A 22,017-nucleotide genomic window follows, 5' to 3' on the forward strand; every position below is an offset into this window, starting at 1 on the left:
AACTCGGTATGTCGCAGCAGGTCTTTTTCGCTCACGCCAACGGCTTTCCTTCGGGAACCTACGGCAAGTTGTTTGCTGCCCTGGCGCCCGAGTATGACGTGGCCCATTTGCAGCAACACGCACACGATCCGCGTTTTCCAGTGGACGACAACTGGCAGAACCTGGTCAGCGAGCTGATCCACCATCTGCAACAGCAGGCGCAGCCGGTGTGGGGCGTGGGTCATTCCCTGGGCGGCATTCTGCATTTGCATGCCGCCCTGCGTTGTCCGGAGCTGTATCGCGGGGTGGTGATGCTCGATTCGCCGGTGCTGACCCGTGCCGACCAATGGGTCATCCGGGCGGCCAAGCGCTTTGGATTTATCGACCGCCTGACCCCGGCCGGCCGCACCCTGGGGCGGCGCGAGGAGTTTGCCAGCCTGGAGTCGGCCCGCAGTTACTTTGCCGACAAGAGCCTGTTTCGCCGGTTTGATCCGGAATGTTTCGAAGCCTATCTGCAACACGGCCTGCATCAGGTCGGCGATCGTCTGCGCCTGCGCTTCGACCCGGCGACGGAAATCAGCATCTACCGTGGGGTGCCCCACACCAGCCCGGGCCTCGCCCGCCAATTGCAGGTGCCGCTGGCCATGGTGCGCGGACGGCATAGCCGGGTGGTGATGCGGCATCACGCCAGCGCGGTCGGGCGCATGCCCCAAGGCGAGTCGCTGAGCATGCCGGGCGGGCACATGTTTCCGCTGGAGCGCCCCCAGGACACCGCAGCGCTGCTCAAGGAGCTGTTCAGCCGCTGGGACACACGCCGCGAACGGAGTTGCGCATGAGCCGGGTGGTCGAAGAGGTGCGCCTGAGCCTGCCCCATATCGAACTCGCGGCCCATCTGTTCGGGCCCGAGGACGGCTTGCCGGTGATTGCCCTGCATGGCTGGTTGGATAACGCCAACAGCTTTGCGCGCCTGGCGCCCAAGCTCGACGGCTTGCGTATCGTTGCCCTGGATATGGCCGGCCACGGCCACTCCGACCATCGGCCGGCGGGCGCCGGTTATGCCCTGTGGGACTATGTGTACGACGTGCTGCAGGTGGCCGAGCAACTGGGCTGGAAACGCTTTGCCCTGATGGGCCACTCCCTGGGGGCGATTGTCTCGCTGGTGCTGGCCGGAGCCTTGCCGGAGCGCGTCAGCCACCTGGCGTTGATCGATGGGGTGATCCCGCCCACCGCCGGCACCGAGAATGCCGCCGAGCGCCTGGGCATGGCGCTGCAGGCGCAACTCGCCCTGCAGGACAAGCGCAAGCGGGTCTATGCCACCCTGGAGCAGGCCATCGAGGCGCGGATGAAGGGCCTGGTGGCGGTCAGTCGTGAAGCGGCCGAACTGCTGGCCCAGCGCGGTCTGATGCCGGTACCCGGTGGCTATACCTGGCGCAGCGATAACCGCCTGACCCTGGCGTCGCCGTTGCGCCTGACCGAAGAGCAGGCCATGGCCTTCGTACAGCGGGTCAGTTGCCCGACCCGGCTGGTGGTGGCGGCCGATGGCATGCTGGCCAAGCACGGGCAATTGCTCGAGCGTCTACCCTTTGCCCGGGAGCAGTTGCCGGGAGGCCATCATTTGCACCTGAACGACGAGGCCGGCGCGATCTTTGTCGCAGACTGTTTCAATCGGTTTTTCGCCGTTCCTTGACTTGCGCCGGTCAACTGTCGAGGCTGGGCGGGTTGAAATCGGAGACAACCATGATAGATCTCTACACCGCTGCGACGCCTAATGGCCACAAGGTCTCTATCGTGCTCGAGGAACTCGGCATGCCCTATACGGTGCATGCCCTGAGTTTCGACAAAAAGGAACAGAAGGCTCCAGACTTTCTCAAGATCAATCCCAACGGGCGGATCCCGGCAATCGTCGACCGTGCCAATGGCGATTTCGCCGTGTTTGAATCCGGCGCCATCCTTATCTACCTCGCCGAACTCAGCGGCCAATTGCTGCCCGCCGACCCCAAGGGTCGTTCGCTGGTTCTGCAATGGCTGATGTTCCAGATGGGCGGGGTCGGCCCGATGCAGGGTCAGGCCAACGTGTTCTTCCGTTACTTCCCGGAAAAACTCCAAGGCGCCATCGACCGCTACCAGCATGAAACCCGGCGTCTGTACGAAGTGCTCGACGGTCGTTTGCAGACGGTGGAATTTCTGGCCGGTGACTACAGCATCGCCGACATCGCCACATACCCCTGGGTCCGCGGCCATGAATGGTCCGGGGTCTCGGTCGACGGCCTGCCGGCCCTGCAGCGCTGGATGGCGGCCCTGGCGGCGCGCCCGGCGGTGCAACGCGGCCTGCTGGTCCCCCAACGCACGGATGACGCCAGCGTTGTCAAAGGTGCCCAGGCCATGCTGATCCGATGAGCGTATTTCCAATGAAAGGACTCATCCGTTGCTTCAGCATGCTGGGTTTGTACTGTGCCAGTTCCATGGTGTTCGCCGCCGACGTGCCCGGTAGCCACGACTTGCCGCTGGTACCGCGCCTGGCCGATGCGCAGATTGTCGATTACCGGCCACTGGCGGAGCTGGAGCGCATCTACCCCATGGGGTCGATCCGCAGGATCAGCGGCCAGTTGCGCTTTGACGGCCAGGTTGGCGCCCGGGGCAAGGCCACTTCGGTGACCTATGAGTTGCCGCCCGAGCATTCATCCACCGAAGCCTTTACCGCCGCCCGTGAAGCCCTGCAGAAGCAGGGCGCCGAACTGCTGTTCTGGTGCCAGGCGCGGGACTGCGGGGAAAGCAGCCTGTGGGCCAATGAAGTGTTCGGCAACGCCAAGCTCTTTGGCGCCGACGACCAGCAGGCCTACCTGCTGTTGCGCCTGGCCGCGCCCCAGGACAATTCCCTGGTGGCGCTGTACAGCATCACCCGGGGCAATCGCCGGGCGTACCTGCATGTCGAACAGTTCGAGGCCAGTGCGCCACTGGGTGACTTGCTGCCGACTTCGGCAACCCTATTGCGCCAGTTGAAAGACACCGGCCGCCTGGACCTGCCCAAACTCGGTGCCGACCCGCAGCCGGTCTGGCTGACCCTGCTGTCCCGGGGGCTGAACCTGGATACCACGCTGCGGGTCAGTATTTCCGGGAGCAACGCCGAAGCCTGGCGTCAGGCCCTGATCGGCCAGGGCGTGCGCGCCGCGCGGATGGAAACCGGCAACACCGATACGACGGGCCTGCACTTCGAGCTGTTGCGCTAATACCCTCCAAGGCGAACACACCGGCCCTGTGTTCGCCTACTCTGTGTTCGACGTCCTTTCTCGAGATTCTTCATGCTCAATAACGATCGCCTGTTGGTGCAGATTCTGCTCCTGGTGTTGTTTGGTGCCAGTTTGTGGGTGATGGCGCCGTTTTGGTCGGCGCTGTTCTGGGGTGCGGTGCTGGCGTTTGCCAGTTGGCCGCTGATGCGCCTGCTGACACGCTGGCTCAATGGCCGCGAGTCGTTGGCCGCGGCCCTGTTGACCCTGGGCTGGATGGTGCTGGTGGCCGCACCCATGGTCTGGCTGGGCTTGAACCTGGCTGACCATGTGCGCGATGCCACGGCCTTTATCAAGGACGTGCAGGTCGATGGCCTGCCCGCTGCGCCGGTCTGGCTGGGCAGCATCCCTCTGGTCGGTGAGCGTCTGGTGGGGCTGTGGGACAGCATCGATCAGCAGGGCGCGGCGATGATGCTGGCGGTCAAGCCCTACCTGGGGCAGGTCGGGAACTGGCTGCTGGCGCGCAGCGCACAGATCGGCGGCGGCATCCTCGAGTTGACCCTGAGTATCGTCTTTGTGTTTTTCTTCTATCGCGACGGCCCGCGCCTGGCGCTGTTCGTGCACAAGCTGCTGGAACGCCTGATCGGCGAGCGGGCCGGCTACTACATCGAGCTGGTGGCGGGTACGGTGCAGCGGGTGGTCAATGGCGTGATCGGCACGGCAGCGGCCCAGGCGATCCTGGCCCTGATCGGCTTCCTGATCGCAGGGGTGCCGGGCGCCCTGGTCCTGGGGATCACCACCTTCCTGCTCAGTCTGATTCCCATGGGGCCGCCCCTGGTGTGGATACCGGCCACGGCCTGGCTGGCCTGGAAGGGCGAATACGGGATGGCGGTGTTCCTTGGGATTTGGGGCACGTTCATCATCAGCGGCGTCGACAACGTGCTCAAACCCTACCTGATCAGCCGTGGCGGCAACCTGCCGCTGGTGATTGTGCTGCTGGGGGTGTTCGGCGGCTTGATCGCCTTCGGTTTTATCGGCCTGTTTATCGGCCCGACCCTGCTGGCGGTGGCCTACAGCCTGCTCACCGACTGGAGCGCGAGCCAGGCGCGGGTCGAGGACCAGCGCTGACCGTGCGACCTGCTGGCGTGCAGGCGCTGGCAGGCCAGCGCCGCTTTCCGCGGATCAGGCGGCGACGTTGACGCTGCTGCCGACCTGCGCCACGTTATCGAGCTGATACTGCTTGTTCAGGTTGGCGATCATCTTGCCCAGGGCCTGGGCCAGTTCGCTCTTTTCGCTGGAGGCCGCGCTTGGCTGATCACGACCGGCCTGCAACGCGGCCTTTAGCTCGTCGCTGCTGACGCCACCGCTGTTATCGCTGTCCAGCACCTTGAGCAGGGCGGCACTGCTGTCAGTACTGGTGGTGCTGCTATTGCTGGCCTGCAGCGCGCTGCTCAGTTCGCTGGTGGTAATGCTGCCGTCGCCGTCGGTGTCCAGCTGGCTGAACAACTCCTCACTGGAAACCTGCTGAGGCGGCGGTGGAGGCGGGGCGAGGGCGGCGGCCATTTCTTCCTGGCTGACGCTGCCATCCTGGTTCTTGTCCAGGGCCGAGAAGATTTCCTTGCTGTCGGCGCTGCTGCCGGCACTGCTCAGGCCGTTGCTCAGCTCGTCGCTGCTGACAACGCCGTCACCGTCGGTGTCCAGGGCCTTGATCAGGGCATCGGCCAGCTCGGTATTGGGTGCCTGGTCCTGCGATGGCGGCGGCGGGGGCGCCATGGCGGCCATTTCTTCGCTGCTCAGGCTGCCGCTGCTGTCGCTGTCCAGGTCACTGAAGTTCTTGCTCAGGCTGACCAGGATGCCGTTGTCGCTTTTCTGCGACAGGGCGCTCTTGAGCTCGTCCTGATCCACTGCGCCGTCGCCGTTGCTGTCGAGTTTGCTGAACAGCTCTTTCTGCAACTGCTGGCTGCGGGTGTTGTTGGTCGTACTGCTGCTGGAGCTGATATAGCTCGAATAGTTACTGACGCTACCGATCATGGGGCTCACTCCCTGCGGATGGATAAAGCCGGTGGGTGTGCCGGCTTGTGCAGCCTCGCGGGGGGATTTGTCGTGGGTATGTGGGCTTTGTACCCGGGGCTACACATGCTGCTCGAGGGGGATCAGTGACGCGGCAGGCGGACCACCGCGGTCAGGCCGCCGCCAGGGGTTTGTTCCAGGCTCAGCTGGCCACCCAGGCGCCCGACCGCCTCGCGGGCGATGGTCATGCCCAGGCCGACGCCGCCGGAGTTGCGGTTGCGCGAGCCTTCCAGGCGAAAGAACGGCTCGAATACCGCCTCGCGTTGGGTGGCGTCGATCCCCGGGCCGTGGTCGATGACCCGGATCAGCAACTGTTCGCGGCTGTCCTGCAGGTCGATCGCGGCATGCCCGGCGTAACGCAGGGCGTTGTCGAGCAGGTTGTTCAGGCAGGAGCGCAAGGCCATGGGCTGTACTTGCAACGGCGCGCAGTGGCCGCTGGCCTGGACATCGGCGCCCTGGTCCTGGGCGTTTTCGCAAAGCGATTCAACCAGGGCCTGCACGTCCATGCGCTGCTGGGCTTCACTGGTGCGCTGCTCGTGCAGGTAGCTGAGGGTCGCGTCGAGCATGCTGATCATGTCGTCGAGGTCCTGGCGCATCTGCCCTTGTAGCTTGATGTCTTCGATCTGCTCCAGGCGCAGCTTGAGGCGCGACAGGGGCGTGCGCAGGTCATGGGAAACCGCGCCGAGCATGCGCCCGCGCTGCTGCACCTGCTCGCGGATGCGGCGTTGCATCAGGTTGAAGGTGTGGGCCGCTTGGCGTGCCTCTCGTGGCCCGGACTCATCCAGTGGCGGGCTGTCGAGGTTTTCACTCAGGCGTTCGGCGGCGCCGCTCAGGCGCTGGATCGGGCGGCTCAGCAGCTTGGCGCCGTACCAGGCGGCAATCACCAATGAAATCAGCTGAAAGGTCAGCGGCACGATGGGCCCACCAAACCACGGTCGTGGCGGCCGCGGTTCAAAATTCGGCGGCCCGCGGGGCGGACCGTTGAAGGCTTGTCCGGCCTGGGGAGGGGCGGCGGCGGTGGCGGGCCGTAGTGGTGAAACCAGAAAAAGGCCAGCAGGTGGGCGAGTACGATCGCAATCAGCAACATCCCGAACAGGCGGCTGAACAGCGTATCGAAACGCCCCCGCATCAGCCGATGTCTCGCGCGTCGAACAGATAACCCTCACCGCGTACGGTCTTGATCAGCTGTGGCGATTTCGGATCGTCGCCCAGTTTCTGCCGCAGGCGCGAGACCAGCAGGTCGATACTGCGGTCGAAGGCTTCGATGGAGCGGCCGCGTGCGGCGTCCAGCAGTTGCTCGCGGCTCAATACCCGGCGCGGGCGCTCGATGAACACCCAGAGCAGGCGGAACTCGGCATTCGACAACGGCACCACCAGGCCATCGGCGGAGATCAGTTGGCGCAGGACGCTGTTCAGGCGCCAGTTGTCGAAGCGGATATTGGCCCGCTGTTCGCTGCGATCGTCGCGCACCCGGCGCAGGATGGTCTGGATCCGCGCCACCAGTTCCCGAGGCTCGAACGGCTTGGCCATGTAGTCGTCGGCGCCCAGTTCCAGGCCGATGATGCGGTCGGTGGGTTCGCAGCGCGCGGTGAGCATCAGGATCGGGATGTCCGATTCGTTACGCAGCCAGCGGCACAGGGACAGGCCGTCTTCGCCCGGCAGCATCAGGTCGAGCACCACCACGTCGAAGTGTTCGGCTTGCAGTGCCACGCGCATGGCGGCGCCATCGGTGACGCCACTGGCGTGGATATTGAAGCGTGCCAGGTAGTCGATCAGCAGTTCGCGGATCGGCACGTCGTCGTCAACGATCAAGGCCCGGGTGTTCCAGCGTTTTTCGTCGTTGCTGACGGGCGCTTTCTGATCGTCGTTGAGAGGGGCTGGAGTGTTTTGCATGGGTGCGATCATCTGCCAGGTAGGCTGCCAACCACAAAGATGGGCTGCGAGGTTGTGGCTTCAGCATAGGCGTCCGGCCCGAGGGCTGGAAGTGCTGTTCGGGGTATAGCGGCTGGCGAGGGTAGCGCTGTGGATTGTTGCGGGCGTGTCGGAAGTGTATCGGGCTTGATACAAAGCCCGCCGGGTCGGCCATTGTGCCCGACCTGGCAGCTGATCGGGCGCTCCTGGCGACGATTTACCGATCACCGGGTCCCGGAACATCCCGGCTTGCGCTACAATCCGCGCCGATTTCGACTTGCCTGAGAGCCCATTCATGTCCGCCTGCCAGACTCCTATCATCGTCGCCCTGGATTTTCCCACCCGTGACGCCGCACTGAAACTGGCTGATCAGCTGGACCCGAAACTGTGCCGGGTCAAAGTCGGCAAGGAACTGTTCACCAGTTGCGCCGCCGAAATCGTCGGGACCTTGCGCGACAAGGGTTTTGAAGTGTTCCTCGACCTCAAGTTCCATGACATCCCCAACACTACGGCGATGGCGGTCAAGGCCGCGGCGGAAATGGGCGTGTGGATGGTCAACGTGCATTGCTCCGGTGGCCTGCGCATGATGGCCGCCTGCCGTGAAGTGCTCGACCAGCGCAGCGGCCCGAAACCGCTGCTGATCGGTGTGACCGTGCTGACCAGCATGGAGCGCGAGGACTTGGCCGGCATCGGCCTGGACATCGAGCCCCAGGAGCAGGTGCTACGCCTGGCGGCGCTGGCGCAAAAGGCCGGCATGGATGGCCTGGTGTGCTCGGCGCTGGAAGCCCAGGCGCTGAAAGCCGCCCACCCGTCGCTGCAATTGGTGACTCCGGGCATCCGTCCGGCAGGCAGCGCCCAGGACGACCAGCGGCGCATCCTCACCCCGCGCCAGGCGCTGGATGCCGGTTCCGACTACCTGGTGATCGGTCGCCCGATCAGCCAGGCGGCTGATCCAGGCCAGGCGCTGGCGGCTGTGGTCGCCGAACTGGCCTGAGGGTGAACAGGCCCTGAGTCGCCAGTCCATCGCCGGTGTGCCGGCGATGGACGGTGCCTTCAATCGTCAGCCGCGCTTAAACCTTCAGCACCAACTTGCCAAAGTTCTCGCCGCTGAACAGTTTCATAAGGGTTTCCGGGAACGTCTCCAGCCCTTCGACAATATCTTCCTTGCTCTTGAGCTGCCCCTTGGCCATCCAGCCGGCCATTTCCTGCCCGGCCGCCGCGAATTGCGCGGCATGGTCCATCACCACAAAACCTTCCATGCGCGCACGGTTGACCAGCAACGACAGGTAGTTGGCCGGGCCTTTGATCGCTTCCTTGTTGTTGTACTGGCTGATGGCACCGCAGATCACCACCCGTGCCTTGAAATTCAGGCGGCTGAGCACCGCATCCAGAATGTCGCCGCCGACGTTGTCGAAATACACATCGACGCCTTTCGGGCATTCGCGCTTGAGGCCGGCGTGCACGTCTTCGCTCTTGTAATCGATGGCGCCGTCAAAACCCAGTTCGTCGATCAGGAACTTGCACTTGTCCTGGCCCCCGGCGATGCCGATCACGCGGCAGCCCTTGATCTTGGCGATCTGCCCGGCAATGCTGCCCACCGCTCCGGCGGCCCCGGACAGCACCACGGTCTCGCCGGCCTTGGGCGCGCCGACGTCGAGCAGGGCGAAGTAGGCGGTCATGCCGGTCATGCCAAGGGCCGAGAGGTAGCGCGGCAGGGGAGCGAGCTTGGGGTCGACCTTATAGAAGCCGCGAGGCTCGCCGAGGAAGTAGTCCTGCACGCCCAAGGCGCCATTGACGTAGTCGCCGACATTGAAGCCCGGGTTGTTCGACGCAATCACCTGGCCCACGCCCAAGGCACGCATCACTTCGCCAATCGCCACCGGCGGGATGTAGGACTTGCCCTCGTTCATCCAGCCGCGCATGGCCGGGTCCAGGGACAGGTATTCGTTCTTCACCAGAATCTGCCCCGGCCCCGGTTCACCGACCGCAACCTGCTGGTAGGTGAAGGTCTCGCGGGTCGCCGCGCCTACAGGGCGCTTGGCGAGCAGGAACTGGCGATTGGTCTGGCTGGTCATGGCAGGCACTCAAGGTCAATGAAACCCTAGTTGATAGACCTTCAGCGCCGCTGCCGCAAGGATTGCCGGCGCAGCGAATAGGCGCCGATCCAGTGCAGTGATGGTCACCCCGGGCGGTTTATCACTGCCGCGCATAAGTCCTCAACCGGGCTTCTGATAGTGCTGCCGCAGGGCCCCGGCCTGTGGCTAGACTCCCGGCACGCGACCCGCATTCCATCGAGGACATAACAATGAGCATGACGTTTTCCGGCACAGTGGCCCTGGTTACCGGTGCCGCCGCCGGTATTGGCCGAGCCACCGCCCTGGCATTCGCCGGCGAAGGCTTGAAAGTGGTGGTGGCGGACCTGGATGTCGACGGCGGCGAAGGCACAGTGGAGCTGATTCGCCGTGCCGGTGGCGACGCCTTGTTCGTGCGCTGCAACGTGACCCTGGAAGCAGATGTACAGCAGCTGATGGCCCAGGCGGTGAATGCCTACGGGCGGGTCGATTACGCCTTCAACAATGCCGGAATCGAGATCGAGAAGGGCCGGCTGGCCGACGGTACCCAGGATGAGTTCGACGCGATCATGGGGGTCAACGTCAAGGGCGTCTGGCTGTGCATGAAGTACCAGTTGCCGCTGATGCTGGCCCAGGGCGGCGGTGCCATCGTCAACACCGCTTCGGTGGCAGGCCTCGGGGCGGCACCGAAGATGAGTATCTACGCCGCTTCCAAGCACGCGGTGATTGGCCTGACCAAGTCCGCAGCCATCGAGTATGCGAAGAAGAAAATCCGCGTCAACGCGGTCTGCCCGGCGGTGATCGACACCGATATGTTCCGCCGCGCCTATGAGGCCGATCCAAAGAAAGCCGAGTTCGCGGCAGCCATGCATCCGGTGGGCCGGGTGGGCAAGGTCGAGGAGATCGCCAGCGCCGTGCTGTATCTGTGCAGTGACGGCGCGGCCTTCACCACCGGCCATGCGCTGGCGGTCGACGGCGGCGCCACCGCCATCTGAGGAGATTTTTCGTCGAGGCGGGACGGTGATGTGCCCTGTCGCATCCAGGCCCGCCCGATCGACCTCGACCGTCCTGAAAACGACCTGCACCTAGCTTTTTGCCATTATTCCGACGCCAGAGACTTGTGTTGCGGTACAGCCCGTTGCGAACCTGCAGTACTCGAAAATGGCCTTGCCGCCATTGGGTATCGGAAGGGGACTGAGCGCAATGAATTCGGCCACGAGCGGACGTTTTGCCAACCTGGGCATGGCAAAGAAACTGGGCATCGGGTTTACCCTGGTCCTGTTGTTGACGGCAGTGGTGGCGGCCATTGGTGTCTGGTCGTTGCAAACCATCAGCCATCGTTTTGATGGCCTCAAGCAGATGTCGTCCCTCAACAGCGGTTTGCTCAACGTGCGCCTGCTGGAGCAGGAGTACGCCCTGCGTGGCGACCCCAAGACCGTCGATGCCCTGCATGAGGGGGTCGAGGGTTTGCTGCGGTTGGCGTCCGAGCTCAAAAGCCAATCGGTGGCGAACGTGCCGGTAATGAACGATGTCGAGCAGGCTTTGGCGGCTTATCGCAAGGCTTTCGATGAGTTTGTCGAGCTGACCCAGGCCAAGGACCTGGCGCTGGAGATGGCCAGTTGGTCGGTCTCCAGCGTGGCCAATAACCTCGATGTCCTCCAGGCCGGGCTGGCCGACGATGGCACCTACGGATTGAAGGAGTCCCAGGGCAAGGAGGGCAGCGAATTCATCGACCAGGCCAATCAGGTCAGCCAGGTCTCGCGGCTGATGTTGCAGGCCATGAATGAAGCGCGCCTGCGCCTGGATCAAAGCCGCAAGGGCGACGAAGAAAATGCCGGCCAGGGCAAGATCGAGCAGGCCGAGCAGGCGCTGGCCCAGGCCGAACAGCTCAAGACCGCAGTCAAGGATGCCGGCTATCAGACGGTGCTCAATGAGGTCGCCGGGCACATTGGCAACTTCGGCGAAAAACTCGCGGAGTACACCGGGCTGCTGGCTCAGGAGAAAACCGTTTACCAGCAGCTGCGCGAACGCGCCGCGCAGGTGACGGAGCGGGTCGACCAGGCCTACGCCGCCCAGGACCTCTCAATGCAGGCCGAGCTGAAGCAGAACGCCTGGCTGATCATCGGCTCTTCGGCCCTGGCCCTTTTGGTGGGCCTGCTGGCGTCGTGGATCATTACTCGGCTGATAGTCGCGCCGCTGCGCAGCGTGATTCGCGTGGCCCAGCAAATCGCCGCCGGCGATCTCAGCGCCACGGTCGAGGTCACCCGGCGCGATGAGATCGGTCAGTTGATGCTGGCGATGCAGCAGATGGGGGCCGGCCTCAGCAGTATTGTCAGCGGCTTGCAGGCTGGTATCGAGCAACTGGCCAGTTCGGCCCAGTCCCTGTCGGCGGTCACCGAGCAGACCAACCTTGAAGTCAGCAGCCAGAAGGAAGAAACCGAGCAGGTTGCTACCGCCATGAATCAGATGACCGCCACCGTCCACGACGTGGCGCGCAACGCCGAAGAGGCGGCGCTGGCGGCGCAGTCCGCCGACAACAAGGTGGAGAGCGGGCAACAGGTGGTGCGCCAGAGCATGCAGCGCATCGAGCAACTGGCCGACTCGGCGAACAGTGCCAGCAGCAGCATCGAAAGCCTGAGTGCCGAGATCCAGAACATCGGCGCGGTATTGGGGGTGATCAAAAGCGTGGCCGAGCAGACCAACCTGCTGGCCCTCAACGCTGCCATTGAGGCTGCGCGTGCGGGCGAGCAGGGCAGGGGTTTTGCGGTGGTGGCCGACGAAGTGCGGGCGCTGGCCAAACGGACGCAGCAGTCCACCGAGGAGATCGAGCGCCTGGTCAGTGCCTTACGTGCGGCGGCGGACTCTTCGGTGCAGCAGATCCAGGGCAGCGGCGAGCTGGTCAAGCTGGCGGTCAGTGATGCCCTGCAAACCGAAAGCGCCCTGGGCAGCATTGCCGCGGCGGTGTCCCTGATCCAGCAGATGAACCAGCAGATCGCCGCCGCCGCCGAGCAGCAGAGCTCGGTGGCCGAAGAGATCAATCGCAGCGTCACCAGCATCCGTGCCAGCGCCGACCAATCGTCACTGGCGATGCAGGGCAATGCCGCATCGAGCATTGAGCTGGCGCAGTTGGGGGTGGAGTTGAAGGGGATGGTCGGGCACTTCCGGCTCTGAGGCCGTGTGCTTCACCTGCGGGTTATTGGCCGCAGGTTGAGGGCAGGTCCTGGCCCTTGCCGCACGAGGAGCTCGTGGGGCAAGGGGCTGGCATCAATCGTAGATCGCTTTCTTCTTCCAGTCGGCATCGGTTTCGGCGGTCTTCAGGCCTTCGGTCAACTGGTTGACTTCGCCTTCGACCGGCTGGGTGCTGGCCAGCACCATCGAGTTGGCCCGGGCCAGGAGCTTCTCCAGGTACTCAAGTTGCTCCCTGTAGGTGTTCGGGTCCTGCTGCTTGCGCAGGTACTGGGCGCCGCGCTCGAAAGCCAGGCGCGCCTGGCCGGGCTGGCCCTGCTGCAGGGCATGCTGGCCAAGGTTGTTGAAGAACTCGATGTGCAACAGCACCAGCAGATGGCGGATCTCGCGGATCCAGCGCTTGGCTTCATTGGTCGGCAAAAAGCCGTCCTGGGCCGCGCGCGTCACCTGGCCGTGCATGGCTTCTAGCAGAAAGCGCACATCCTTGGCCTTGGCTTCGGTCTGGATCGGGCAGGGTGGGTTGTTCACCGGGATCGATTCGCCCTGGGCGATCAACGCATTGAGCTCGGCGATACGGGCCTTGATCCCGCTATCGGACTTGTGCAGGTTGAGCAGGCGCTGGTTGACGTTGAGTTCCAGTCGGGTCAGCAGCAGCTTGAGCGCCGGTGTCATCAACTGGCCGGGGAATGTCTCGGTGATTTCGCCGCAACGACGCAGGCGATCATTGAGTTCGACCTTGGTGCGGGCCTTTTCCAGTTTGCTGTTTTCCACCACATGGTTCATGTAGCCAATGGCGATCAGTATTACGATCCCGGCTACAACTAGCAGGGTGATCATGAGTGGTGTCACCGTTAAGACCTCTTTATAGGATTTCGCGTGCGAGTGTAGTGGCTTCGCATGGGGGCGCATAGCGCCGCTCGACGAGCCGGGCCAAGCTGCAACGCTGCTTATATAGGTAGTGGCGGCAATAGGTGCACATTGCCATCATTGGCAGCGCTGGACTATAACGCCTTGTCGGGTGCCAGAATATAGGCGTCAAAGCCCGGGCGACAGAAATGCTCGCCCAGCCTGGTAATCGGCGGGGAAGTCATTGATTTAAATAAATTTATATCAGGGGGTTGACGACCCCCCAATCCATCCATAGAATGCGCGCCACTTACAGCGTAAAGCACACAGCGAAACGCAGTAAGCAGTGAATGTTGTACGTGTGTCCCCTTCGTCTAGTGGCCTAGGACACCGCCCTTTCACGGCGGTAACAGGGGTTCGAGTCCCCTAGGGGACGCCATATGCGGGAATAGCTCAGTTGGTAGAGCACGACCTTGCCAAGGTCGGGGTCGCGAGTTCGAGTCTCGTTTCCCGCTCCAATTTTAAACAGCAGTGCCTTCGGGTGGTGCTGAGTGAAACCAGGACCAAGTCTCCGGATTCGGGTCTGGGCACTGGAATACACACCATGTATTTCAGTTAGCGTGTCCCCTTCGTCTAGTGGCCTAGGACACCGCCCTTTCACGGCGGTAACAGGGGTTCGAGTCCCCTAGGGGACGCCATTTGCGGGAATAGCTCAGTTGGTAGAGCACGACCTTGCCAAGGTCGGGGTCGCGAGTTCGAGTCTCGTTTCCCGCTCCAATTTCACAAAAACGCCGCTCATTGAGCGGCGTTTTTGTTTGTCCGCGATTTACCGATCCACTGTTTTTTCAAACAGTGGATTATTGATCTCCAGGCACGAATCCGAGCCTGCCATCCCTCCTGAAGTCCTCGAATCTCCCAAGAAGTTCCGCCTGCACCATGGCATATCAGCCATTTTTTCAGTCTTTCAGTCGGAGCCACTCAATCGCCTGACGTGGCGTCGATCCTAGGGAAACCGCTTTAGATCGGGCGTCTTGCCGCTATGGGCGCAGTCCTTTTTATAGAGCGACTCTATATTGTCGTCAAACAAATGGCATTTTATTGGCGTATTACCGTTTGTCCGCGAAAAAATACAAAGCAAAAACAAAATATTGACACTCTTGGGCGGGTATCTCACTATCGGCGCCGCATTCGATGGCGCATAGCCAGCTATGCGTCGCGGCGAATCGCGTTCAAATTCGGCCGAAACGCCGTCTTTGGCGGGGTTTTCCGACGAAAACAGCGGCAGGCATTGATGCCCTGCGCCGGCCCAGCCCCTTGGCAGGCTGAAAGTGGCAGGCGGATACAGTTTCTTGGAGTTTTTGCATGTTTTCTGAGCGGATATTGGTGACGGGCGGAGCTGGCTTTATCGGCTCTCATTTGGTCGAAGCGTTGCTGGCCATGGGCTACAAGGTCCGTGTGCTGGATAACCTGTCCACCGGTAAGGTGAATAACCTGCCCATGGACAATGGCAACCTGAGCCTGATCATCGGCGATGTCGCCGACAGCGATGCCGTGGCCCAGGCCATGTCTGGCTGCCAGGCCGTGGTGCATCTGGCTGCCGTGGCCTCGGTACAAGCGTCGGTGGACGACCCGGTCGCGACCCATCAGAGCAACTTCGTCGGCACCCTCAACGTCTGCGAAAACATGCTGCACGCCGGCATCCACCGGGTGGTGTTCGCATCCAGCGCGGCGATCTACGGCAATAACGGCGAGGGCACGGCGATCCCCGAGGACACCGCCAAGTCACCACTCACGCCTTATGCCGCCGACAAGCTGGCGAGCGAGTACTACCTGGACTTCTATCGCCGCCAGCACGGCCTGGAGCCGGTGATCCTGCGCTTTTTCAATATTTTCGGGCCGCGCCAGGACCCGTCTTCGCCGTATTCCGGGGTGATCAGCATCTTCACCGAGCGGGCCATGGCCAAGCAGCCGGTGGCGGTCTTCGGTGATGGTGATCAGACCCGTGATTTCGTCTATGTAGCGGACCTGGTCAGCATCCTGATCCAGGCGCTGCAAGCCGATCAGCCGGCCCCTGGTGCGGTCAACGTCGGCCTCAGCCGTTCCACCAGCCTCAATGACCTGATCGGCGAACTGGGCCGCGCCACCGGCAGCCCCCTGACCGTGATCCACCACGCGCCACGTCTGGGCGACATTCGCCACTCGCGCGCCAATAACACTCGTCTGCTCGAGCGCTTCACCCTGCCAGCACCGACCTCTATCGGCGATGGCCTGGCGCAACTGATCCGCAGTTTGTAACTCGGTCCGTCACATCAGCCGAGACATCCACGTATCGGCTCAGTCATCTCAAGAGTGAGTTATGGAAAACGTTTTTCGCGGGACGCACTTCTGCTCGGCCATCAAACGCCTGCTGGCTGCCCTGACGCTCTGTTTTACTGGCGCGGCGGTGCATGCCGCGGCCCCGGTGGCGCCTTCCAGTGTTGCGTTCTGGTACGCCGATAAACCGCCGTTGCCGGAGCTGGCGCAATTTGACTGGGCCGTGGTCGAGCCGGGGCACATGGCGGCCGCGGATGTCAAAACCCTGAGTGGGATGGGCAGCCAGCCGTTCGCTTATCTCTCGGTGGGTGAGTTCCACGGCGGCAAGCGCGAGCTGGACCAGCAAGCCCTGGGCGCCGCCGTCAGCCCGACGCGCAACAAGGCCTGGAACAGCCAGGTGATGAACCTGGCAGCACCGGCCTGGCGCGAGTATCTGTTCGCCCAGGCCAAGGCGCTGCAGGCCCAGGGTTATGCCGGTCTGTTCCTCGACACCCTGGACAGTTTTCAACTGCTTCCGGCCGCAGACCAGGAAGCCCAACGCCTGGCCCTGGCCAGTTTCCTGCGGGAACTGCATCAGCGCCAACCGGCCCTGAAGCTGTTTTTCAACCGCGGCTTCGAGGTGTTGCCGGAGCTGGAGGGTGTGCCTGCGGCGGTCGCCGTGGAGTCGATCCACGCCGGTTGGGATGCTTCGGCCAAGCGTTATCGCCCGGTCCCGGAAGCGGATCGCCAGTGGCTGGAAACTCACCTGCAACCGTTGCGCGCCAAGGGCATCCCGCTGGTGGCCATCGACTACCTGCCGCCGGAACGGCGTGAAGAGGCGCGCAAACTGGCTCGGCGCCTGCGCGACGAGGGGTTTATCCCTTACATCGGCACCCCGGACCTGGATTCCCTAGGCATCAGCAGCATTGAAGTCCAGCCCCGGCGTATCGCCCTGGTGTTCGACCCGCGTGAAGGCGACCTGATCCGCAATGCCGGGCACACCCTGCTCGGCGGCTTGCTGGAGTACCTGGGCTATCGCGTGGATTACCTGGCGGCCGATGCGCTGCCTGAGTACAGCTTCAGCGGCCTGTACGCCGGCGTTTTGACCTGGATGACCAGCGGTGCGCCGCAAGACAGCCAGGTGTTCAACCGCTGGCTCAACAAGCGCCTCGACGAGCAGGTGCCGCTGGTGTTTTTCGCCGGCCTTCCGGTGGAGGACAAGGTCCTGCTCAAGCGCCTGGGGCTCGAACGCTCCGCGCCGCCGGCGACCCAGGCGTTGCAGATTACCTACCAGGACAAGGCCCTGATCGGCGCGTTCGAAGCACCGGTGCAGCCGCGTTCCCGTGACCTGACCGCCATCTCTCTGTTGCCCAAAGGCCCCAAGGCCGCATTGCTGCTCAAGGGCGAGGGCGGCCAGGAGTTTGCGCCAGTAGCGGTCGCGGCGTGGGGCGGCCTGGCGCTGGCGCCTTATGTTCTGGAAGTGAACAACGAGCGCAGCCGCTGGATTCTCGATCCGTTTGCCTTCCTCCAGGCGGCCTTGCGCCTGCCGGTGCAGCCGCGTCCGGACACCACCACCGAAAACGGTCGTCGCATTGCCACGGTGCACATTGACGGTGACGGCTTCCCCTCGCGCGCCGAGGTCCGGGGTACGCCCTATGCCGGCAAGCAGGTGCTGGATGATTTCATCCGTCCCAACCCGTTCCTGACGTCGGTGTCGATCATCGAAGGCGAGATTTCCCCGCGCGGCATGTTCCCGTTCCTGGCCCGGGAGCTGGAGCCGATTGCCCGGGATATTTTTGCCGACCCGAAAGTCGAAGTCGCCACCCACACCTTCAGCCATCCGTTTTTCATGCAGCCGGAAGTGGCGAAGAAACGCGAAGGTTTCAACCCTGAGTACGGCTTGAAAATGGCCATTCCGGGCTACGACAAAATCGATTTTCGGCGTGAGATCTTCGGTTCGCGGGACTACATCAATCAGCACCTGACCACCCCCGAAAAACCGGTCAAGGTGGTGTTCTGGCCGGGTGACGCTTTGCCCGCGCCGTCGACCATCAAGCTGGCCTACGACGCCGGGCTAAAGAACGTGAACGGCGCCGAGACCATGCTGACCCGCGCCAACCCGTCGCTGACCGGGCTCAACCCGCTGCTGCGTCCCACCGAAGGCGGCTTGCAGTATTACGCGCCGATCATCAACGAGAACCTCTACACCAACCTGTGGAAAGGCCCGTACTACGGCTTTCGCGATGTGATCGACACCTTCGAGCTGACCGACAGCCCACGGCGCATGCGCGGCCTGCACCTGTATTACCACTTCTATTCCAGCACCAAGCAGGCCTCGATCAAGGCCATGAACGAGATCTACGGCTACATGAAAGGCCAGCAGCCGATCTCCCTGTGGATGAGTGATTACCTGGATCGCCTGCACGGCCTGTACCAGTCCAGCCTGGCGCGCACCGCCGATGGCGCCTGGCAGGTACGGGGCATGGATGCCTTGCGCACCCTGCGCCTGGACCCGCAGATGGGCTGGCCGGACCTGGGTCGCTCCAGCGGTATCGCCGGGGTTCGCGATTTGCCCCAAGGGCGATATGTGCACTTGAGCAGCGACCGTGCGTTGCTGGTTTTGCGGGCCGATCGCGACCCGCGTCCGGCCCTGGAGGAAGCCAACTTGCCGCTGCAGGAATGGCGCTACCTGGATGAGCGCCGGGTGAGTTTCTCTTTTGCCGGCCAGATCGATTTGAGCTTCTCGGTACGTGCGCCTGGCGTCTGCCGGGTTGAAGTCGACGGCCAGCGTTTCGCGGGTCAGGGGTCGGCAGGCCTCTGGCATTTCCAACTCCCCATGAAGCAGGTGAGTCATGCCCAACTCCTCTGCAACTGAAAGCAGCCGGCTGCTCAATCCCTGGGCACTGGTAGTGATAGCGGTCGCCGTGGGCGGCCTGTTGTGGCTGACCTTCCAGCGAGAAGAACTGTTCGAGCCCGATGGCCGGCAGCCGGACGCCGTGTCGGCCAATTACGCCGAACTGCTGCTGGCTGCGCACCCGGAAGATGACCGCCTGCGCTTGCAGTTGGTGGACCTGTTGATCCAGTTGGGCGACTACACCAAAGCCCGACAGAACCTGGACAGCTGGGCCCATCCGCAGCCGACGTTGCTCGCGTATTACCAGCTGGAAATCGACACCCTGGTCGCCGCCAGCAGCCAGGAACAGGGCGCCGCAAAGGGCCTGGTGGAGCGTCTGCAAGCCTTCGACCATCGCCAGTTGCCGCTGCCGCAATTGCAGCGCCTGGCCAAGTTGGCGCTGAGCCTGCAAGCCCCGGCGTTCGCCGCCGGGGTTTATGAAGAACTGGCCGAGCGCGACCCGCAGCAGCGTATCGAATCGCTCAAATCCGCTGCCCAGTGGTACCTGGCGGGGGAGGAGCCGGGCCGTGCCGCGGACATCTACCTGCTGCTCAAGCAGGACACTCAGCAACCCGAAGAGCGCCGTCGCTACGCGCAGCTGGCTTTCAACAGCCTGCTGGCCGCCGGACGTGGCGAGCAGGCGGCGCAGGTATTGGCCGATGAACTGGACCAGCTCAACAACCCGGAAACCGATGCGGCCTGGCTGGAACAGGGCGTGGATGTGGCCGTGGCCAACAAGCGCTTCGACCTCGCGCAGCGCCTGGTGCAGCAATGGCGCACCTTGCAGCCGGATAACCCGCGGATCCTGGCCAAGGACTTCACGATGCGCCTGGCTCTGGGCGACCTCGACGGCGCCTGGAGTGCCGGCCAGCAACTGCTGGCGGCTCACCCGGATGACCCCGAGCTGCTGGAGCAGATGGGCCACCTTGGCGAATGGCGGGGCCAGACCTATGAGGCACTGGGGTACTGGATCCGCCTGCTGGCGTTGCGTGAAGACCCGCAGACCCGCGAGCACGCCTGGCGCCTGGCGAGCCAGCAATTCGACTTTGATCGCAGCATCCCGTTACTGGCCGGCATCATGGACCAGCGGGCGCTGACTGACGTCGAGCTCGATGCGCTGATCTACGGTCATGAATCCCGCGGCACCCCGGAGCAGGCCGAGGCCTGGCTGCACACCTATCTGCGCAAGTACCCGAAACACCGCCTGGCCTGGACCCGCCTGCTGCAGAACCTGGAAAACACTGGCCAGTTCGCGGCCAAGACCAAGGCCTACAGCGGCATGTCGAGCCGCTTTGCCCTGACCAGCACCGAACGCGTCGACTGGGCCAACACGTGGCTCAAGCTCTTCGACAATCAGGCCGCCTGGAAGGTGTTGCAGGTGGATAACCGCAAGATCACTGACGACAGCTACTGGCGTACCCGCGCGGCACTGGCCTGGGACCTGGAGCTGGATGATGAGTTGCAGGTTTCCCTGGAGAAACTGCTGGCGCTCAAGGGCTCGCTGAACAGCGGCGACGAGAGCCAGTTGATCACCCTGTATCGCACCAGCGATCCGCAACGAGCCTTGGCCCTGATGGTCGCCGGCTGGCAGCGCAGCCATGATCCGCAGCGCCTGGTGGAAGCCTTGCAGCAAGCCCAGGAACTGCAGGACTGGCCGCAGGTGGCCGCGTTGATCAAGGACGCCGAGCAGTACCCGGCGGTCTACGATCAGGCCCAGGTGGTGGCGGCGCGCGGTGCCCTGGCGATGCAGCAGGGGCAGTTCGACGAGGCGCAGCGCCTGTACCTGTCGGGCCTGGCCCGCTTCCCCTACGACAACCTGTTTCGCGAACGGTTGATGTGGCTGTATGTCGATCAGGGCCGGGTCGAGCAGCTCAAGCCATTGCTCAGCCAGTGGCGGACCCAGGCGCGGCAGGACCGGACCCTGTGGCTGCCATTCGCCAGCGCCAGCCAGATGCTTGGCCGCAACAGCGAGGCCTTGGCCTGGTATCGCCTGTACCTCAAGGGCAGCCCCAACGATTGGCTGGTGCAGGCGGCCTATGCCGATGCCCTGGACGGCGCCGGTTATCAGGACGCGGCCCAGCGTTTGCGCCTCAAGCTGTTGCGCAGCCCCGAGGGCGACAACTTGCAGCCGCAATCGCCGCGCTACGGGATCTGGCTGCGCCTGGTGGCCAGCAGTTACTCGCCGCGCAAGGCCCAGCAGCAGGTGCTGAAGTGGCAGGACGGTTCGCCGGCCATGCTGCAGTTGTGGTTCGACCGCTTGCTGGCGCGCCTCGACGCGACCAATCAGGAAGCGCAAAAGGATCAATGGCTGGCCTGGGCTCGCCAGCAAGGCCTGAAGGTCGAGCGCTATGAGCAGATCCAGGAAGCCTTGCGCAGCCGCAACACGGCGCAGGTCGAAACCTTGCTTGCCAGCAGTGACCTCAACCCGGCCCAACGGGCCCAGGCCCTGAGTCGCCTGGGGCGTGACGGCGCGGCCCTGGACGTGAGCCTGTCGGCCCTCGGCGACGAACAGCCCCAGGCCGTACGCGAGCAGTTGCGACGCCAGGCCGTGGAGATCCACGAGCGCACGCCCCAGGGCGCGCAACTGTCGTGGCAGGAGCAAGACTACGGCGGGCTGGAGTTCAACGCGCCGCGCCTGCGGGTTGCGCGCAACCTGGGGGACCAGTGGTACGCCAACCTGGTCCTGGAGCAGGGCACCTACAACAGTGACCAGCTGATTTCTTCGCGCCTGGGTCAGGAGCGCAATGGCGAATTGACCTTGCAGCGTCAGGTAGAGAACGGCAGCTACAAACTGATCGCCGATACCAGCCAGCGTCGGGACGATGACCGCAATGGCCTGGGGCTCAGCCGCACTTGGCAGCTGGGCGTCAGCGATGAGCTGGAGACCGGGGTCGACTGGCACCGCAAGAGCGAGGACAGCGGGCTGATGCGTGCTTTCGGCCAGCACGACAGTGTCTGGCTGGCCGGGCGCCATGGGTTGTCTGCCCGTGACCAACTGAGCTGGGAAGTGGCACAGAAGTCGTTTTCCACCCGGGGTGGCGACTCCCTGGGCCAGGGGCAGGCATTGAAGATGGAATACAACCACACCCTGGAATTCGAAGGGCCGAACTGGACCCTGCGCAGCGGTATCGACTACCAGCACAACCGGGTCGATGACCGCACCCTGGACGACTTGGCCAGTGGCAACGGTGGCCCGGTGAAGAACCCGGACAACCCGCTTGAGTCGCCCACGGTGCTGGCCAGTGATCTGTTGCAAAGCCGTTACGGCCAGCTGTATGTGGGCAGTTCGTGGCGGCGCGGCATGCCCGGTGCCTTGAACCGCACACGTCCGCAATACACCTGGCTGGTGGATGTCACGGCCGGCTGGCAGTGGTTCGACAAAAGTTTCAACTACGGCCTCAGCACCGGTATCGGTGTCGAGATTCTTGGGGATGACGAACTGGCCCTGACCCTTGGCTACCAATCTGCGCCACAAGGCGGGGACGGGCAGTCCGGCGGCATCCTGGGTGTGAGCTACGGCGTGCGTTTCGGACGCTGATCATGG

The 22,017-nt window shown here is 63.6% G+C and carries 15 protein-coding genes, 4 tRNA genes and 3 pseudogenes; 16 read left to right on the forward strand and 6 right to left on the reverse strand.

Going from position 1 to position 22,017, the window contains the following annotated elements; all coding sequences use genetic code 11:
- Window positions 1-8: 8 nt before the first annotated feature.
- The 5 genes from JFU57_RS16675 to JFU57_RS16695 all read left to right on the forward strand — a co-directional run bounded on the left by JFU57_RS16675 (window position 9) and on the right by JFU57_RS16695 (window position 4,331).
- On the forward strand, window positions 9-815 hold the full coding sequence (locus tag JFU57_RS16675; RefSeq protein WP_078471047.1) for an alpha/beta fold hydrolase: 807 nt from the start codon (window positions 9-11) through the stop codon (window positions 813-815).
- On the forward strand, window positions 812-1,666 hold the full coding sequence (locus JFU57_RS16680) for an alpha/beta hydrolase (RefSeq protein ID WP_020299198.1): 855 nt from the start codon (window positions 812-814) through the stop codon (window positions 1,664-1,666). The genes JFU57_RS16675 and JFU57_RS16680 overlap by 4 nt, the downstream gene beginning before the upstream one ends.
- 50 nt (window positions 1,667-1,716) lie before the next feature.
- A complete protein-coding gene (locus JFU57_RS16685) occupies window positions 1,717-2,376 on the forward strand; it encodes a glutathione S-transferase family protein (RefSeq protein WP_078471048.1) in 660 nt (219 codons plus the stop codon).
- Window positions 2,377-2,399: 23 nt separating this feature from the next.
- Window positions 2,400-3,206 (forward strand): DUF4892 domain-containing protein, encoded by an 807-nt coding sequence (locus JFU57_RS16690; RefSeq protein ID WP_201132134.1) that lies wholly within the window; start codon window positions 2,400-2,402, stop codon window positions 3,204-3,206.
- Window positions 3,207-3,278: 72 nt separating this feature from the next.
- Window positions 3,279-4,331: an AI-2E family transporter gene (locus JFU57_RS16695; RefSeq protein WP_078471050.1), complete on the forward strand. Its 1,053-nt coding sequence runs from the start codon at window positions 3,279-3,281 to the stop codon at window positions 4,329-4,331.
- A 54-nt stretch (window positions 4,332-4,385) separates the two neighbouring features.
- On the opposite strand, the gene xopAW is transcribed toward JFU57_RS16695, so the two are convergent.
- The 3 genes and pseudogenes from xopAW to JFU57_RS16710 all read right to left on the reverse strand — a co-directional run bounded on the left by xopAW (window position 4,386) and on the right by JFU57_RS16710 (window position 7,166).
- On the reverse strand, window positions 4,386-5,234 hold the full coding sequence (xopAW, locus tag JFU57_RS16700) for a XopAW family type III secretion system calcium-binding effector (RefSeq protein ID WP_201130083.1): 849 nt from the start codon (window positions 5,232-5,234) through the stop codon (window positions 4,386-4,388).
- 122 nt (window positions 5,235-5,356) lie between these two features.
- A pseudogene (locus tag JFU57_RS16705) lies at window positions 5,357-6,402 on the reverse strand (sensor histidine kinase).
- A complete protein-coding gene (locus JFU57_RS16710) occupies window positions 6,402-7,166 on the reverse strand; it encodes a response regulator (RefSeq protein ID WP_020299192.1) in 765 nt (254 codons plus the stop codon). The pseudogene JFU57_RS16705 and the gene JFU57_RS16710 overlap by 1 nt, the downstream one beginning before the upstream one ends.
- A gap of 313 nt (window positions 7,167-7,479) precedes the next feature.
- Here JFU57_RS16710 and pyrF point away from each other — a divergent pair, with 313 nt between their 5' ends.
- Entirely contained in the window at window positions 7,480-8,178 is a 699-nt protein-coding gene (gene pyrF / locus JFU57_RS16715) for an orotidine-5'-phosphate decarboxylase (RefSeq protein ID WP_020299191.1), read from the forward strand.
- A gap of 76 nt (window positions 8,179-8,254) precedes the next feature.
- On the opposite strand, the gene JFU57_RS16720 is transcribed toward pyrF, so the two are convergent.
- Entirely contained in the window at window positions 8,255-9,259 is a 1,005-nt protein-coding gene (locus JFU57_RS16720) for an NADP-dependent oxidoreductase (protein WP_201130084.1), read from the reverse strand.
- Between the two features lie 230 nt (window positions 9,260-9,489).
- Between JFU57_RS16720 and JFU57_RS16725 the strand changes: the two genes are divergently transcribed.
- From JFU57_RS16725 to JFU57_RS33660, 3 genes and pseudogenes are all read left to right on the forward strand, one after another.
- Window positions 9,490-10,251 (forward strand): SDR family oxidoreductase, encoded by a 762-nt coding sequence (locus JFU57_RS16725; protein WP_078471055.1) that lies wholly within the window; start codon window positions 9,490-9,492, stop codon window positions 10,249-10,251.
- Between the two features lie 1,090 nt (window positions 10,252-11,341).
- Window positions 11,342-11,518 (forward strand): annotated as a pseudogene (locus tag JFU57_RS33655) (HAMP domain-containing protein); the annotation flags it as partial.
- Window positions 11,519-11,722: 204 nt separating this feature from the next.
- Window positions 11,723-12,427 (forward strand): methyl-accepting chemotaxis protein, encoded by a 705-nt coding sequence (locus JFU57_RS33660; protein ID WP_446739672.1) that lies wholly within the window; start codon window positions 11,723-11,725, stop codon window positions 12,425-12,427.
- Between the two features lie 93 nt (window positions 12,428-12,520).
- Here the strand turns inward: JFU57_RS33660 and JFU57_RS16735 are convergent, their stop codons facing one another.
- Complete coding sequence (locus JFU57_RS16735) at window positions 12,521-13,279, reverse strand: hypothetical protein (RefSeq protein ID WP_078471057.1); 759 nt, start codon at window positions 13,277-13,279, stop codon at window positions 12,521-12,523.
- A gap of 372 nt (window positions 13,280-13,651) precedes the next feature.
- On the opposite strand from JFU57_RS16735, the gene JFU57_RS16740 reads away from it, so the two are divergent.
- The 4 genes from JFU57_RS16740 (at window position 13,652) to JFU57_RS16755 (ending at window position 14,065) form a co-directional block, all read left to right on the forward strand.
- Window positions 13,652-13,727: transfer RNA gene (locus JFU57_RS16740), tRNA-Glu, on the forward strand.
- A gap of 3 nt (window positions 13,728-13,730) precedes the next feature.
- Window positions 13,731-13,806 (forward strand) — tRNA-Gly (locus JFU57_RS16745).
- Window positions 13,807-13,910: 104 nt separating this feature from the next.
- A tRNA-Glu gene (locus JFU57_RS16750) sits at window positions 13,911-13,986 on the forward strand.
- Window positions 13,987-13,989: 3 nt separating this feature from the next.
- Window positions 13,990-14,065 (forward strand) — tRNA-Gly (locus tag JFU57_RS16755).
- Between the two features lie 429 nt (window positions 14,066-14,494).
- Here the strand turns inward: JFU57_RS16755 and JFU57_RS33665 are convergent.
- Window positions 14,495-14,788, reverse strand: a pseudogene (locus JFU57_RS33665) (hypothetical protein); the annotation flags it as partial.
- Here JFU57_RS33665 and JFU57_RS16760 point away from each other — a divergent pair.
- The 3 genes from JFU57_RS16760 (at window position 14,672) to JFU57_RS16770 (ending at window position 22,011) form a co-directional block, all read left to right on the forward strand.
- Window positions 14,672-15,583, forward strand: coding sequence for an NAD-dependent epimerase/dehydratase family protein (locus tag JFU57_RS16760; RefSeq protein WP_443217345.1), 912 nt, complete (start codon window positions 14,672-14,674; stop codon window positions 15,581-15,583). The pseudogene JFU57_RS33665 and the gene JFU57_RS16760 overlap by 117 nt on opposite strands.
- A gap of 61 nt (window positions 15,584-15,644) precedes the next feature.
- A complete protein-coding gene (locus tag JFU57_RS16765) occupies window positions 15,645-18,455 on the forward strand; it encodes a bifunctional glycoside hydrolase 114/ polysaccharide deacetylase family protein (RefSeq protein WP_201130087.1) in 2,811 nt (936 codons plus the stop codon).
- Entirely contained in the window at window positions 18,433-22,011 is a 3,579-nt protein-coding gene (locus JFU57_RS16770) for a tetratricopeptide repeat protein (RefSeq protein WP_201130089.1), read from the forward strand. The genes JFU57_RS16765 and JFU57_RS16770 overlap by 23 nt, the downstream gene beginning before the upstream one ends.
- Window positions 22,012-22,017 lie beyond the last annotated feature (6 nt).

Source organism: Pseudomonas sp. TH07, from assembly GCF_016651285.1.
Lineage (GTDB): Bacteria > Pseudomonadota > Gammaproteobacteria > Pseudomonadales > Pseudomonadaceae > Aquipseudomonas.

Bases quoted from the DNA above. Each gene is read 5' to 3' on its own strand.
- JFU57_RS16680 (WP_020299198.1), top strand. From the start codon at position 812: ATGAGCCGGGTGGTCGAAGAGGTGCGCCTGAGCCTGCCCCATATCGAA.
- JFU57_RS16735 (WP_078471057.1), bottom strand. From the start codon at position 13,279: ATGATCACCCTGCTAGTTGTAGCCGGGATCGTAATACTGATCGCCATT.
- JFU57_RS16695 (WP_078471050.1), top strand. From the start codon at position 3,279: ATGCTCAATAACGATCGCCTGTTGGTGCAGATTCTGCTCCTGGTGTTG.
- JFU57_RS16675 (WP_078471047.1), top strand. From the start codon at position 9: ATGTCGCAGCAGGTCTTTTTCGCTCACGCCAACGGCTTTCCTTCGGGA.
- JFU57_RS16725 (WP_078471055.1), top strand. From the start codon at position 9,490: ATGAGCATGACGTTTTCCGGCACAGTGGCCCTGGTTACCGGTGCCGCC.
- JFU57_RS16685 (WP_078471048.1), top strand. From the start codon at position 1,717: ATGATAGATCTCTACACCGCTGCGACGCCTAATGGCCACAAGGTCTCT.
- JFU57_RS33660 (WP_446739672.1), top strand. From the start codon at position 11,723: ATGACCGCCACCGTCCACGACGTGGCGCGCAACGCCGAAGAGGCGGCG.
- JFU57_RS16720 (WP_201130084.1), bottom strand. From the start codon at position 9,259: ATGACCAGCCAGACCAATCGCCAGTTCCTGCTCGCCAAGCGCCCTGTA.
- JFU57_RS16710 (WP_020299192.1), bottom strand. From the start codon at position 7,166: ATGCAAAACACTCCAGCCCCTCTCAACGACGATCAGAAAGCGCCCGTC.
- pyrF (WP_020299191.1), top strand. From the start codon at position 7,480: ATGTCCGCCTGCCAGACTCCTATCATCGTCGCCCTGGATTTTCCCACC.
- xopAW (WP_201130083.1), bottom strand. From the start codon at position 5,234: ATGATCGGTAGCGTCAGTAACTATTCGAGCTATATCAGCTCCAGCAGC.
- JFU57_RS16770 (WP_201130089.1), top strand. From the start codon at position 18,433: ATGCCCAACTCCTCTGCAACTGAAAGCAGCCGGCTGCTCAATCCCTGG.
- JFU57_RS16765 (WP_201130087.1), top strand. From the start codon at position 15,645: ATGGAAAACGTTTTTCGCGGGACGCACTTCTGCTCGGCCATCAAACGC.